The 15,879-nt window shown below is 39.7% G+C and carries 8 protein-coding genes and 1 tRNA gene; 4 read left to right on the top strand and 5 right to left on the bottom strand.

The window, feature by feature from the left end:
- Positions 1 to 8: 8 nt before the first annotated feature.
- The 4 genes from WAE64_RS10320 to WAE64_RS10305 are packed head-to-tail and all read left to right on the top strand — an operon-like array spanning position 9 to position 8,472.
- A complete protein-coding gene (locus WAE64_RS10320) occupies positions 9 to 1,175 on the top strand; it encodes a hypothetical protein (RefSeq protein WP_340236288.1) in 1,167 nt (388 codons plus the stop codon).
- Positions 1,168 to 6,690, top strand: a complete 5,523-nt coding sequence (locus tag WAE64_RS10315; protein ID WP_340236287.1) for a penicillin-binding transpeptidase domain-containing protein — start codon at positions 1,168 to 1,170, stop codon at positions 6,688 to 6,690. The genes WAE64_RS10320 and WAE64_RS10315 overlap by 8 nt, the downstream gene beginning before the upstream one ends.
- Positions 6,687 to 7,133, top strand: a complete 447-nt coding sequence (locus WAE64_RS10310) for a hypothetical protein (protein ID WP_340236286.1) — start codon at positions 6,687 to 6,689, stop codon at positions 7,131 to 7,133. Before WAE64_RS10315 ends, WAE64_RS10310 begins: the two co-directional genes overlap by 4 nt.
- 7 nt (positions 7,134 to 7,140) lie before the next feature.
- Positions 7,141 to 8,472, top strand: coding sequence for a hypothetical protein (locus WAE64_RS10305; RefSeq protein WP_340236285.1), 1,332 nt, complete (start codon positions 7,141 to 7,143; stop codon positions 8,470 to 8,472).
- A gap of 443 nt (positions 8,473 to 8,915) precedes the next feature.
- Here the strand turns inward: WAE64_RS10305 and WAE64_RS10300 are convergent, their stop codons facing one another.
- The 5 genes from WAE64_RS10300 to nirD all read right to left on the bottom strand — a co-directional run bounded on the left by WAE64_RS10300 (position 8,916) and on the right by nirD (position 15,859).
- Positions 8,916 to 12,023 (bottom strand): HsdR family type I site-specific deoxyribonuclease, encoded by a 3,108-nt coding sequence (locus WAE64_RS10300; protein WP_340236284.1) that lies wholly within the window; start codon positions 12,021 to 12,023, stop codon positions 8,916 to 8,918.
- 169 nt (positions 12,024 to 12,192) lie between these two features.
- Complete coding sequence (locus WAE64_RS10295) at positions 12,193 to 13,380, bottom strand: restriction endonuclease subunit S (RefSeq protein ID WP_340236283.1); 1,188 nt, start codon at positions 13,378 to 13,380, stop codon at positions 12,193 to 12,195.
- Positions 13,377 to 14,924 carry a type I restriction-modification system subunit M gene (locus WAE64_RS10290; RefSeq protein ID WP_340236282.1) on the bottom strand — a complete coding sequence of 516 codons (1,548 nt, stop codon included), beginning with the start codon at positions 14,922 to 14,924 and terminating at the stop codon, positions 13,377 to 13,379. Before WAE64_RS10290 ends, WAE64_RS10295 begins: the two co-directional genes overlap by 4 nt.
- Positions 14,925 to 15,257: 333 nt before the next feature.
- Positions 15,258 to 15,331 (bottom strand) — tRNA-Asn (locus WAE64_RS10285).
- 153 nt (positions 15,332 to 15,484) lie between these two features.
- Entirely contained in the window at positions 15,485 to 15,859 is a 375-nt protein-coding gene (gene nirD / locus WAE64_RS10280) for a nitrite reductase small subunit NirD (protein WP_340236281.1), read from the bottom strand.
- Between the last annotated feature and the right edge of the window lie 20 nt (positions 15,860 to 15,879).

The following is a 15,879-nucleotide window of genomic DNA, read 5'->3' as shown; positions in this document are numbered from 1 at the left end:
CCACAGAGATGTTAAAAAACATTGTTATTATTATATTGTCAGTTATACCAATGGTGTGTTGGGCCGAGGCCGACACGCTGAAAATTACAAGTGCCGAGGCCGACTTTGTGCCCCGCACTGCTTTTTTCGAAGTAAAGGTTAATCAGAATCAAGGGAAGATACAGAACGGTACGTTGAGGATTTCGACCAAAGACGACAGTATCGGAATTGTGCTTAATAGCAGGGTAGTAGCCAACGATACCATTTTTAGCTTGCAGGATTCGAGCCGCAATGCCCTCGACCGCATCTATGGCTTGCTAGGTTGCCAGGAGTCTGACCTGAAAGAGAAGTATTACCTGGCCGACCCCCGTTATGGTAGTATTGTTTTCAATCACCTCATCAACAGGGTTTTTCAGTTGCCGCAACATCAGCTTTCAATGGTTATTATGCCGCAATTGGCTGTGGCCGATACTGCTACACTTGCCTCCAGCGAAATAGCCTGGATTCTGGTAGGTGTATTGGGTGTTACTGTACTTGTGCTAATTATATTATATGCTATGGAAAAATCGAAGAAACCTGCCAGCGAAACAAAACTGGTAAAAGACAAAATCAAGCGCTTTAAGGCCGAACTGGTAGAAGAAAAACAAAACAAAGATATAACAGATGCCGAGGTAGTAGATATTCTGTGCCAACGCTACTACGACCAGATAAGCCTCAATAAAGATTATAGCGAGCTAAGTGCCGAACTAGAAAAAACCAAACAAAGCTACCAGAGCCACATGGCACAGGTAAACGCTGAGCACGAAGAAGAAAAACAATATTTCAGGCTTATATCAGAGGCATATATCAAGCCATTTGTGCGTCACTTTAAAGATGATACGCCGTATCCAGCCGATGAAGAGACGCAACAAAAACTGATTGCCAACCTGATTCCGCTGGCGTTTCATTTCATGAGTTTTGTAAAACTGAAAAACAAAGAAGGTGTAGAATACGACAAACTGAATATGCAACAACTGCTGAATCCGGCGTTTGTATCAAGCCAATTGAAGAAAATCGATTTTTCGGCCAATGTTACCAATACCGACAACAAATTGGTGTTGCATATAATAGAGTTATTGAAAGCATACCATGTGGACGAACTAGAGAAGGTAAATATCAACGGATACATCATTAAAAACGACACACCGGATGCCTAAAGTAAAATCACTGATTCTTTTTCTGCTGGCACTTAGCTTAGTGGTGGTGCTTTATTTTTATGTAAACCTGTTTTCGCTGTTTTTTTGTAGTGTCATTGTTTTTTGCTCTTTGTGTTTCTTGGGCGTTATTATTGCCGAAAAAAACATTGATGGCGAAGGCTTTAAAAAGCGTTTTCCCTTGCTCGACATTGCAGCACTGAACAGCAAACGCTTACAGGCTTACCGCTATACCACTACACTATTGGGTGTGAGTTTGCTTACTATCATTTATCTAATCTCGGTATTTGTACTCAAAAAGTTTCAACAACCCAACGAAGCCAAGCCTTATTTCAACAACGCCGACCACCACGCTCTTAGCAATACAGGTGTAGCATTTAACCAGACATTGGTGCTTTCGACCAATGAGCAGAAGAGTACAGCCAATGGTTTATGGAGCAACGAAAGTGGTACTTTTAAAGCCCGTAAAACCAGCGAAGGCCGCTTTGTGTTGAGCTTTGAAAAATACTTTGAGCCTGTATTTAGCCGCACAGGTAATGAGGGCGATTTTGCCCCTGTAAATGCTATTTTTCCAACGCCTATCCGCAAAAGTTTTGTCATCGCTAACGATAGTATCAGTATTAATTTCAAAAATATTGAAACCGTAGACGAAGGCCCATTCTGGAAAAAACGCCTCAGAAAAGTATATCATATAAGCATCAGATGCAGTGCCAAAAGTATTTTAAGGCAATTGAATATACCTGCTACCTATCAGGACGAGATTGTAGTAAAAGACCGACCAATTGAGAAAGGAAAAAGCCTGTACTCAATGCTGATTGAGAACAACAATTTTGTGTCGGAAAAAGCACAGTCTAAACAGGTATTGGAGCGAATGCTGCAAACTATCGGCGAGGCGTATCTGTTGGCGAGCCCGAATGGAGCAAGTGAAGAAAAAAACATTACGTTATTCCCGACCAATGATTTTTTTAGCAATAGATTTTCTTTGAGTATCGATGGTGGCCGCCAAGTGCCAAGTTTACAATCAACGGCGAGTATTGCCGAAGGTGAGCGCTTTTTTGTAGGCTTTTATAATGCCCGCAAGCAGTATTTTTTCAATACGCTCGATAAAAACCTGTACCCTAAAAGCCTTAAAACGGCTGTATTGAATTTTGATTTTCCGCAATACTTTGTGTTGTCGGCTCAGAAAGATGGTGCCGAAATAGGCACAAAGCAAATTCGTTTTCTGGATAATCATTATACCCAATTACTTAATTCGTCGTTGAAAGAAGGCTTCTTGTTTCATGAAGACCTGCGCAATGCCCGCTCAAACGTTTTTTCGGGAACAATGATTTACACCTTGAACCCCACAGGCGTAGGTTTTACGAGTGAGTTAACCGATAACTTTAAAAACGACCAGCAAAGCGAAGTTTTTGGAAAAAATTTCTCACTTCATTCACAGAATACTGAATATGAATGGCTTTTTAAGGTGCGTGATTTTGCCGATAATGGCTTTGATTTTAAGCACAACCTGCTCTATTTATCAATTCTGTTTTTGTTATTGGCATTTACGCTGCTTTTCAACGCCAATCATGGGCTTGAGCGCATTGAAGCCTGTATTTACGCAGTTGTATATGCTTTACTTACCTATCGGTTTATATTGTTGTGGCGTGTGGCTACATTCCCACCGCTCGAAAACATCAACAAATACGAGCTCGAAACCACCCTTATCCGTTTCGATTTCTCACTTATTAATTTTACACTTGCTGTTCCGCTCACTTTCGTACTTCCGGTAGTATTTATTATCCTGCTCAATTTGTATCGCTGGCAGAAAGACGCTATCACAAGTGCATTGGCTAAAATGCAATATTCGCAACAAAAATACCTTGTGTATCATGGTGTTGTGCTGGGTATTTGTGCAGTTTTGCTGGTGGCCACAGGTATTGACCTTATTTATCGCATCTGCGGTGTTTTCATTCCATTGCTTTCGTATTTGTTCTTTTCGGCAAAAATCAACCAGCAGCATAACGAACAAGTGTTTGTGCCAAAGAATTTCCGGCTGAAAATACTTAATTACCTGCACCAGTTTTCGCATTACCTTACGGCAAACAATGAGTTTTATCTTACATTGGTTACCATTGTCTTCTTTGCTGTTTTCGACAGGGGTTTTGCCGTTTTGTTTCTCTTGTTTTTGTTGTTGAAGAATGTCTTCACCAATTTCTTGCGCAAACCCTACATTGCCAAAAGCGGCAGCCGCTGGGCTATGTTCTGGAAACCAAGCAATTACTGGATTTACGGTATTCTGTCGTTCATTATCTATGTGCTATTCATAGGCTACAAGCCACTTTTTCATAAACTACTTATTTACCGTGATGCGCTGTTTATGCTTGCCATTGTGTTTGTGGTGGTATATGTATATCTGGCGCAAAATAAGCACAAAAGCAAATTCCTGATAGCTGGCTTGGTTGCTATTGCTTTGTTGCTCATTCCGTTTACCAAGAGTAAAATAGATGCTTTTGTAGCCAACGAACTGAAAAATGTGGTGCATCGTGCCTCGCTGATATACCAGCCAGTTGATGATTTGATTAGCCAAAGCGATTATGATTCTTTCAGCGAACGCAAAATTGTAGAAACCGCCGAGGGGCAATGGTTTATTAACAGTTACCTGAACAAAACCCGTAATGACTCAAAACGCATAGATTTCAAACCGCATTTCAATAGGGGTGTAAACTATTCAACCCAAACCCGTGACGTGGTTGTGCCTCGCTATATTATTGCCGAGTTTGGCAACTGGATAATCGTGTGGATATTGGTAGTGCTGGCTATGCCTATGATATTTTATCTGATAGCCTATCAGTTATACCAAAAAGATAAAAACGGGCTTGTGAGTTTTGCCCCTGCTTCTTACAATGGCAGCGTTGCGCTGATTCTGGTCTTTACGCTGGGTTTCTTTGTGTGGTTGGCTTCTACAAACCGTTTTGTGTTTTTCGGGCAGGATTTCCCCTTCCTGAGTCTTACCAGTAAGCTAAGCCTTTTGTTGCCGCTTACGCTGTTTTTTATCCCCTTACTTAATCAACCTGTTGAGCGGAAAATCAGAACGATTTCGCCGACATTCGATTTCTCAAGAATGGGTATTTTCTTCGTTATTATCATTGTTTTCTTGTTGTTGAGTGGTCGTTCCAATAATCTGCAAGAAACCAATTTCCAGATTTCCTTAAAGAAAACCGAGGAAACTATTAACGATAAACTGAATACCTTGCTGAACAATATTCAGGATACGCTCAGAATAGACAGCAGGGCGACGTTTAACCAAACCAATCGAATCCCGCAGGATTTATCGAAGATTCTGACGATACTCATTAAATCGAAAGAATATAAAGAACTGTATGAGCAATCAGATAAATACTCACAAAGTATTCTGGCTATATTGGAAGAAAACCCCGCAACGGCTTTCAAACAAGACAGTCCGATTTATCTACGCTTCGACGACGACCGTTATCAGTCTGTTTATAACAAGCACCTGTATTTAGAACTACCACCTTACGAAGACCGTGTGGTGTGGAAGGGTAATCTGTATCAAGAGAACCTAGATTCGCTGCAATATCCTGTTTTGAGCATCTACAACCAGCCTGTTACAGGTCGGGGAATGCCTTATTTTGCAGGTTCACAAGGTGGTACATTAAAAGTAGCGGTTTTGCCAAACAATTGGTTTGCCGATGCCAGCGTGCCTCTGGTATTGATGAACCTTGAAAATACGGTAAAACGCACAAATTCGGGCATTGATATTGTGTCGAGCCAGAAAGAAGAAATCCTTAGCCAGCAGGTGAGTGGCTTTGTAAACAAACTGACGCTTGATGAAATTGCCAAAGTAAGCGAAGGGAAAAATCATTTTCTGGTGTCGTACGCCAACAATAACAATTATGCCTTTATGGGCAGTTATTGGGTAAATGGCAAGCAACGCATGGTTTACCCAATGGCCGACAGGTTATTCTGGGTGTATCACTACACCAATGCGCTTAAAAGTGCATACACAGCCGATACCCTTTTGCGCAAAGATGCCAACATTACGCTCGATTATAAACTGAACAAAGAAGTAGGTGATACCATTGTGCGGACTTTTACTAATAAAGTTAACAAAATACCTAACTTCAAGTTTGCCGTAATGGCCGCCGATGGCGATGGCAATATAAGGTTGATGCAGGATTTTGTGAAAAACCGTACCCTGATTGACCCCAACAATGCGCAAGCCATTGACAAGATGAACCAGAAGTATTTCTTTTTCAGCAATAACAAAAACGAGCGAGACCAATGGGGCAATACCAATTTGCTGCATCTGTCGTATGGGCCGGGGTCGTCAATCAAGCCATTGGTTTTTGCTTCGCTGGCATCAAGGCTCAATGCAGGGTGGGAAAACCTGATTTTACAGGCATCAAATCAGTTTGAAGTATTACCCGGTAACAAAAAGGAATCGGTTGGCCAGTATGCCGGCTACAAACTGCCAAAACGCAAAGGCTGGATAGATGAACACGGCGAGCACTACGGCAATATCAATGCACCAGATTACATACGGCAGTCGAGCAATTTTTATCATTCAGTAATTATGTTTTTGGGTTCGTATCACAGAAACGATTTCAAGCTGAATGATAGCTACCGCATACAGAACGTATTATCACGCAAGCTCAACGATTCTACCAATCAGTTTCCGGCAATAGAAATGGCAGGAGTCGGGTATCGCCTGCGCTCTTATAAAGACAAAGGCTGGCCGAAAAGCTCACGTGATGAAAACACTTATTTTGGTAACGAGAAATCGTTACTAGCCGAGGGGCTTGATAAAAACCTGGGGCTGATTGTTGAAGACGTAGATAAAACCGACTTCAATATTAAAGATAGAGGCAGAGTAAACTATGCCGATACAATGGTGTATCAGACACTCTATAAGCAACAATTAGGCGGCTTTTTGTGGAGTTTCCCTGAGCAATCGTTTTTTATTCAGGCCGAGCGTAAAAGCCCTAATGCGCTTACCAACTTCTTTAATGGCCTCAAAAACCCAACGCTTGGTGGTACGCCGTATAACATTACACCGCTGAAAATGACCGAAATGTATGGGAAGATGTTCAGCCAGAACAAAGACTATGAACTGCATCTTACAAAACGTGGCAGACAGGAGTCGGGCTGGAAAATAGACAGCACTACGTGGCGAGGCGGCTTTAATGATTTTATGACCAACAACGTGATAAAAGGCATGGAACAAGTAATGACCAGCGGCACGGCAGCGGCTCTGTTTGGCGCAAGGAATGTGTATAAAGGTTATTATTTCTACGGCAAAACCGGTACAATTAAGGAAGGCGAACAGAATGATTCGAAACGCTTGGCACTGATAATTTCTAAAAACAATCTGATGGAAAGCCCTTTGCGACATAATAAATTCTATACGGTTTATTTCACGGCCAACGAAGCTATTAATCAGGAATGGGCTACTTATAGAATCATCATCGACCGGATTTTGGAGTCGGAATCGTTTAAAAATTATATGAAAGAATGAAAAACACCACAAAAATAAGTATTGCCTTGGGGCTTGTTGCTTTGGTAACGGGTATTATGCTGTGGTTTTATTCGCAGAAACCACAGGCTTTTGTGCCTGAAGAAGTTGATGCAACAGAAGAATTATCAGACCGAAACATGGTGCGTATTCAGGTTGATAGCCTTACCAACATTATTCAGCAAGTGTATGGCAACGAGGCTACAATCTCGATGCCTGATGGTGAAGCTTATGTAGTAAAAGTGCAAAACCAGGGTAACGAAATCAGTAATTTTTATAACGATAATCCTCGCTTGCTTGAGGTAAAAGATGAGCGATTTTCCATTAAGCGCACAGGTAATAGTCTGGAAGCCAATTTTATGATTGAGCGCATTCAGGAAAAGCAATACGCTTTTGTACCTACCGACGTTGTTTATAAATTAGCCGAATTAGCCTATAACAAATAGTATGTTTATGACTAAGATTGAACACACGCATTTTATTGAATTTCTAAAATTCTTAGGCCGGAAATACCCAAAGGTGGTGCTTTCGCAAGATAAATTGGATAAGCTGAGCCAACTCAACGACCAGCAGATGAACCAGTATCTACAATTGTTGTATCAGAAGTTTGAGCTGAACGGAGTGTATGAAGAAAGAAATTTTCAGGATTCCCTCAGGCCGATTACACCCGAGGTGATAGAGGTTGAGCCTGTTGTGTTACCTGAGCGGCACGAAGAGAAAACTCTGCCACCAACACCAATCACGATACCGATTGAGGCAAGCCCTGAACCTAAGCCAGAACCAATAAAAACAGAACCACAAGTACCTGCCAAAGTAGAAACAACACCCGTGCCTGTGGCTAAGCCTGTGGTTGCAGTAGCTCCGGTAAGTGTGCCTGCCGAAAAACCTGTGGTAAATACAGCACCTGCGCCCAGCAAAACCGTAGTAAATACAGTGCCGCCAAGGCCGCCTGTCAACCGTGAGCCAGTGGTAAAACCACGCTATAAATATAATTTCTGGCGTATTGGTGTTGTTGTGTTTTTGTTGTTTGCATCGGCATACACGATTTACAAATTTATTGCTTACTCGAAACTGGGCTATATTTATGTACTGACCGACGAATTGTTGGTAAGAACATCGTCGGATAAAACCGGAAAAGTATTGGGCAGCATGAATCTATTTGGTAGAGCCAAGGGCAGAGACAACAAAGAGGTACTTACTTTTGCCGAGCTAAAACTGTATTCTAACGAAAAACAGGGGGCTTTTTATAAGGTAATTATGAGCGATTTCCCTTTTGTGAGTTACTTGTTCAATCTGGACGATATGGGTTATGTGTATGCAAAATATGTAACTACCGATAAAGCCGAGCAGGAAAAATACCAGAAGATTTTTAAGCCTATTAAAGACGATTATTACGAACTTAAAAACCTGGAATTTGCTTATAGGGCTATTATCGTAAATGCCATAAGCACCCAACCTGCATTGATGAATCAGGTACTAAAAGGCTCTTGCGATGCACCAAGTATGAGTGTGCGAAATGCCCCTTTGCGTGTAGGGCATTATCAGAACAAAGATAAAACGGTGTTTTTTGTGTTGGTGCAATTATCAGACGGGAATTATTATAGCATTGAAGGCGACGGCTTTTATAATGCTTTACCAGCCAGACCAATCTATCTGAACGATGACCTTATGCGAGATGAAGGGAAATTTACGCTAAAAGGCGACTATTTTGTATGGGAAAACTGCGATAAAACCGTAAGCGCCCGTAATAACAGAGGGGAGTTTGATTATTTTATGACAGAGTAGGGGGGATAGACTGAATATTTAGTCTGAAAAATGCCTGATTGGGTATAGACAGGGCACTGCCCTGTCTATACTAGTACATTAATGCAAATGTTAAATCCCCTACCAATATTCTACACTAAATCGCCAAAACCGCTAAATTTTTTCTCTTCTAAAAATTTTTTGTCTGTTGTAATTCCAATTAATGTTCGCACGCCATATATCATAACCATTGACGCTTTGCCTGTTTCAATGAAGTAGCAATACAGATTTTGTGTTTTTAATTATCGGTTTTTGTCATTTTAGTACTCACTTAGTAGTAAATTAACTCAGTTTTGCTTCAAATCACCGTTAAGAATCTTTCAGTATCAAGCAAAGACCTTTAATCTGTATTGCAGAGCCATGCTTCAAACAGGCTAATGATACATGGCAGAAAGAGCGCATCCGGACACCTTATGAGTTATGATTTAAAGCTGACCACCAATGTTTTTAAACTTCTCAACAAATGCAGTTATTTTTTGAAAAACACTTTGTTTTTTAGTCAGATACTGTGGGTTCAGAGGGCTCATCTTTGGCAAAATAGCGTTCAGTTCTGTTCCATTTTCAGTGGCATATTCACGCTTTAAAGAATTGGTAATGTATCGCTTGGCTTCTTCTACATTCAAATTTTCTTCAACAATTAATTCCGACGCTTCTACCTTTAATTTGCCTTGTGCATATCCATAAAACGATTCCAGAATGTTGACTTTATCTTTAATCGAATCAAGCTCTGTTTCGTTGATGAAATCAACAACCAGACTTTCTTTTGCTCTATTGCCTATACTGGCACGAATAACCCTACGAATTTCTTCTACTAACTCTACTTTATCTTTGGTTTTTTTGTTGTGTTCAAATACCAATTCAAGAATATAGTCTAAGTTTATTTCTTGTGATTTAAGCAAGTCAACTTCAAATACTACATCATCCCAATCAATTTTTGATTCTTCTGCTGCTGCGCCGCTTTTTTCACGTCTTATCCAATCACGAATATCGTTATATGTAGAGCGATAATCCTGAACCGTTCGTTCTGCTAGCAACTCAATCTTTTGCATGCCAGCTAAGGCAGCATCCGTTATAAAATTAGCTTCTTTAAATGCTGCTATAGCTTCCGTATCGTGTGGCTCTATGGCTTGAAGTGCTTTCAGATGCGTAAATTCATCGAAGTTCTGTAATATGTTTTCTACCCGTAAGTACTCTCCGAATAGCTTCGAGAAATCTTTTTTATCTTTCTCCGTTACGATTGCATCAGGGTCAGGGAATTTTTCATTTAATTCTTTTACTATCTCCTGATACCCTCGGTGTGCGTTCCCTGTAACAAGGTCGGTAAAGCCTTCCAGATATTCGTTGTAGCTCTTTTCAAGCACTACGTTTTTGGTGCTGTTATTTCCAAAAAGTGTAATGGCATCTATTGTTGCTTTTTCTAAATCTCTGAAAGTAACAATATTACCAAATGTCTTTGTGGCATCATAAATACGATTGGTACGTGAAAAAGCCTGCATTAAGCCGTGATAACGCAGATTTTTATCAACGAACAAGGTATTAAGTGTAGGGGCATCAAACCCCGTGAGGAACATCCCGACTACAATGATAAGGTCAATATCTTTATTTTTTACACGTTTGGCAAGGTCACGGTAATAATCTTGAAACCCTTTACTATCAATACCATAATTCATTTTAAACAGGGTATTGTAGTCGTCGATGGCTTTTGTCAGAAATTCTTTTGCACTGCTATCCATTGCCGAAGGCTCAAAAGTCTCATCCACTATTTCCCCTATGGCACTTTGCTCTTCATTGGCTGCAAACGAAAAGATTGTTGCTATTTTTAAGGGCTTATTGCTACCTTTTTGTAAACGGTTTAGTTCGTCGTAATAACATTTGGCGGCATCAACACTATTTACGGCAAACATGGCATTGAACCCCCTGTTGCTTCCTTGATTTCTATGGGTCTTTAGCCTGAAATTCTGCAAAATATATTGAGAGATTTCTTTGATACGAGCCGGATGAAGCAAAGCCGTTTTGTTTTCTGCGGCACTTAACTTTGTCTCGTCTTGTTCGGTTTCTATACCCTTAAACTTGGGCCGAACATTGTTATAATCTACCTTGAATTTCAGTACTTTTTCATCTCTGATGGCATCGGTAATTACATAAGAGTGCAGTTCTGTACCAAATACACTTGCCGTAGTTTCTGCACCTAATGCATTTTGAGGGAAAATGGGCGTTCCGGTAAAACCAAACTGACAGAATTTTTTGAACTTTTTTTTCAGGTTCTTTTGTGCTTCACCAAATTGAGAACGATGGGCTTCATCAAAAATAAAAACTACTTGCTTCTGATAAATGGCTAAGTCACCCTCACTTCTCATGAGGTTATTCAGCTTCTGAATAGTTGTAACAATAATTTTATTATCATCTTTCTCGATATTTCTTTTTAAACCTGCCGTACTTTCTGAACCATTCACACTATCGGGCGAGAATCTCTTGTATTCTTTCATCGTTTGATAGTCCAAATCTTTACGGTCAACCACAAAGAATACTTTATCAATAAAATCAAGTTGGGTGGCTAATCGTGCCACTTTAAAACTTGTAAGTGTTTTGCCTGAGCCTGTGGTGTGCCAGATAAAACCACCACTTTCGGTTTTAGACCAATTTTTAGCTTGATACGAACTAACTATTTTCCATAAGATTCTTTCGGTGGCTGCAATCTGGTAGGGGCGCATAATAAGCAGCGTGTCGCTGGTATCAAAAACCGAATAGGTAAGCAGCACATTTAAAAGGGTATTTTTCTGAAAAAACGTTGCCGTAAAGTCTTTCAGGTCACGTATCAGGGTATTGTCAGCCCGTGCCCAGTTCATCGTAAAATCAAAGCTGTTTTTGTTTCGTTCTACGGTGTTGGCAAAATAACGGCTGTCGGTACCGTTTGAGATAACAAAAATTTGTAGATATTTAAAAAGGGAGTTTTTACTATTAAAACTCTCTTTAGTATAGCGATGCACCTGATTGAAAGCCTCCCGGATAGCCACCCCACGTTTTTTTAGTTCTACTTGTACTAAAGGCAGGCCGTTGACAAGTATCGTAACATCGTAACGGTTGGCTTGTGTGCCTTTTTGTTCAAATTGTGAGATTGCCTGCACTTTATTACGGGTAATATTCTTTTTATCAACCAGGTAGATGTTTTGGATGTGGCCGTCGTCAAAAACAAAGTCATATACATAGTTATCATGTATTTTCCTTGTTTTTTCAACAAGGTTATCGCTTGGCTTGTCAAGGTATTCTTCTATAAAACGCCTCCATTCGCTGTCTGAAAACTTCATGTTGTTGAGTGCCTGCAATTGTACTCTTACGTTGGCAAACATGGCATCCATCGTGACGAGGTCGGAGCGGTATTCGTACCCTTGATTTTTTAAATCCTGTATGAATTCTCTCTCCAAAGCAGCTTCGGTCTGGTAACTAACAGTTGCCTCGTGCAGCTCTGAATACTTGGTGTATTTCTCAAGCACTATGAAATTATTAGATTCTGCTATGGTAGTGTACTGTGACATTTTATTCAGTTTCGCTATTATTAACAATTGTATTGAAGTGGTAAACGCTTTTTACTTCATTTACTAAGAAACTTAACACTCTCTTATTCGTTTTCTTCAATAACTGAAATTTCTTCTCCATGATGTTTAGAATGACTTGAGAGATTGATTATTGGTTTATTGCCCCATATTATGCCATTAAATTATCTTTTGGAAATGTCAGCAACTTATCCCGATAATATTCATACTGCTTTTTACGTAGTTCTATCTCCTTTGGCAGACCTTCGCTGATTGAATTAGTCAGGGTATCGAATTTGTCAAGAATAGAAACGATGCGGGCTTGTTCTTCTGGTGGTGGATATGGTATAGTAAAATTATTTAACTGTTCTAAGTTCAGATTTGGTTGTGCAGAACCTTTTATATTTAGTTCTATATACTTAACCATATAGCTTGATTTTAGTAAATAATATATATACTTTACATTTATATCACCATTCAGTCTGATTATTGCTAAAGCTTGATTTGTATTTGCAGGTAAAATTTCCTTTGGAACAATTGCACACTTTCCTATTGTTGCTCCTGCAATTGTTATCAATATATCATTATGTTTTAAAATTGACCTTTTTAATTCTTTGTTATGTGTATCTTCATCAATGAATGACAATTTTTTAGAATTAATATTTGAGCCATCAAACGCTTCTGTTTTTATAAAAGCTATCCCAGTTTTAGTGTATTTTTTCGGTGTTGTCCCTTTTGTTATCAATGTTGTTAACTCCCCTAAACTCTTCCACTCCACTTCTCCCTCTTCAAAGCTCAACAATTGTTCACGATAATACTCATACTGTTTTTTACGAGCTGTTAGCTCCGCTGTTAGCTCCGCTGTTAGCTCCGCTGTTAGCTCCGTAAAGGTATCAAGAATACGGACAATTTCTTTTTGGACGGAGAGTGGTGGGATGGGAATTTGGAGATTAGAATAATTACTAATCCATTGTCTCTTGTGGTCACCTTCAACTAACCCACTTGGTAAAGTATTTAACCAAAAATAAATGTATTTTAATAATACCTTAGATTCATCACTTGATGAAATCATCTTCATTGCTGATGACTTAGCTTTAAAGTCAAAATCAACCCATTTATTGGCAGTTGTAAAATCATCAAAAATTATAACGGGATATTTCGATGCTTTATAAATACCATTAGTTTCATCAGTATATCCAAGTATAAAAGTTTTACCAGCAGTTAAAACAGGTGTTTTAAAGCTATCATTATAATGATTTGATTGTACCAAATATTTGGTCGGTTGTTCATAGCCAACAACCTCCCCCAAAGTCTTCCACTCCACCTCAACACCTTCTAATAATTTATTTAACTCACTCATGCTTCAATTTCATTTATAATGGCATCAATACTGCTACGTAGGGCATTTATTTTCTCTACGGTTGTGGCAATCTCTGCGTTTAGTTGTATAATATCTACTTTCTCACGGCTATCTTTAGCTTCTATATAAGAGCTTACCGAAAGGTTATAATCGTTTGCTGCAATTAGCTGATTATCTACAGATTTTGCTATATGCTCAACATCCGCTTTGGTATCAAACATGGCCATAATCTTTTCAATGTGTTCATCGGTAAGCACATTGTTATTGGTTGCTTTCTTGAAGAACTCTTCGCCACTTACATCCATAAACTGCGTTTTAGTATCAGCCTTATGTTTTGAAAGCACCAGAATGGTTACGGCAATAGAAGTACCATAGAAAAGATTTGGGGCTAAAGAGATAACGGTCTCTACGTAGTTATTGTCAACCAAATACTTTCTGATTTTTTGTTCGGCCCCACCCCGATAAAAAATACCCGGAAAACAAACCAAAGCCGCCCTGCCTGTAGATGAAAGATAATTGAGGGCATGCAATACAAAGGCAAAATCTGCCTTTGATTTAGGCGCAAGCACGCCGGCAGGTGCAAAACGGTCGTCGTTGATAAGCGTAGGGTCATCAGCCCCAATCCAGGGTATTGAGTAAGGCGGATTAGAAACAATGGCATCAAAAGGTTTATCATTGCCAAAGTGTGGGTCGGTGAGCGTATTACCGAGGGCAATATTAAACTTGTCGTAGTTTACGTTGTGCAAAAACATATTCATACGGGCAAGGTTGTAGGTAGTATGGTTTATTTCTTGCCCAAAGAATCCTTCTTGAATAATATGGTTATCAAAATGTTTTTTTGCCTGCAACAATAAAGAGCCCGACCCGGCAGCAGGGTCGTATATTTTATTTACGGAAGTCTGCTTGTGCATGGCCAGTTGTGCAATCAGCTTAGATACACTTTGCGGTGTAAAAAACTCACCCCCCGATTTACCCGCATTGGCTGCATAATTAGAAATCAGAAACTCGTAGGCATCGCCAAAGAGGTCGATTTGGCTATCTTCAAAATTTCCAAAATTCAGCCCTGAAACGCCCTTTATGACGGCAGCCAAACGGCTATTTTTGTGTTCAACGCTATTGCCGAGCCGTGTGCTGGTTGTGTCAAAATCGGCAAATAATCCTTTTATATCTTCTTCAGACGGATACCCGTTTGCCGAACTTTCGATGGCATCAAAAATAGTTTTTAAGTCTGTATTAAGGTTGTCGTTGGTATTGGCAGTTTTGGCAATATTTACAAAAAGCTGACTAGGGTAGATAAAATACCCCTTGGTTTTAATGGCATCATCTTTTATTTCGGGCGTTATTACATCATCTGATAAGTTTGCGTAGTCAATGCTATCATCACCCCCTTCAATATAATTGGTAAAGTTTTCACTAATAAACCGATAAAATAGTGTTCCTAAAACAAACTGTTTAAAATCCCATCCATCTACCGAGCCACGCACATCGTTGGCTATTTTCCATATTCTGGCTTGCAATTCTGCTCTTTGGGTTGTACTTGTCATTTTTTGTTTTTAATAAATCTGATGGTTTTACCTAATATTGCGGCAATTTTAAAAAGTATTAAATTATTGGGTGCTGCCTGTTTTGCACATAGGCATTGCGTATGTTGTAGCTTTTTTAGGTTGCACAGCCAGCCAAGTTTGTTTTACGCTTTCTCTTCTAGCACTTATTTAATTTTGTTTAGGTGTGTTTGAAATGAGTCCGCTAAGATAGATTTATTTTTTCGAGTAAAAAACAAATGAAAATCAATTGTTTATTGCAACTGGAGTAGAGAAATAGGGTTATTGCAAATAAAAAAGCCTCACAATCGTTTGATTATGAGGCTTTTAACTCTGCTCCCGAAGCTGGGCTCGAACCAGCGACCCTCTGATTAACAGTCAGATGCTCTAACCGACTGAGCTATTCGGGATTATTTTGCCGTGATTCCTTTGTCTGAAATCGTGGTGCAAAAGTAGTCGATTTAGAGATACGTGTCAACTAATATTTAAAAAAAAGTTTAAATTTTTTTTTGCTTTCTTTCATACATACCCCCGAAACGCCTTATGATTAGTGACTTAGCCTGTTATGGAAATGTTAATTTTTTTTCTGACAAGCCAATAAAAATTAAGTTGCCTTCTACTTTTACGGGATAGGTGGCAATCTGGTAGTCTTCGTCGCCCATACATTTTCCTGTTTCGAGCGAAAAAGTTTTTTTATGAAAGGGGCAAGCCACCTTTGGCTCGCCACCCTGTGTGCCTATCATGCCTCTCGATAGTACCATTTGTTGCTTGTGCGGACAAAGGTTCTGTGTTGCAAACCATTCGTTGCGGCGGGCAAAATTATAAATGGCTATTTGTTCGCCGTCAAGCAGCACGCAAGCACCACCGTTTTCGGGTATGTCTTCTACACGGCAGGCTTGTTTCCATTGCACTGCTGTGGCTGTATCTGTAAGTACCATGATTGTTCGGTTTTTTGATG

This window comes from Emticicia soli (assembly GCF_037860775.1).
Classification (GTDB): domain Bacteria; phylum Bacteroidota; class Bacteroidia; order Cytophagales; family Spirosomataceae; genus Emticicia; species Emticicia soli.
Note: the sequence above shows the minus strand (reverse complement) of the source record. Positions and strands in the feature narration are given on the sequence as shown.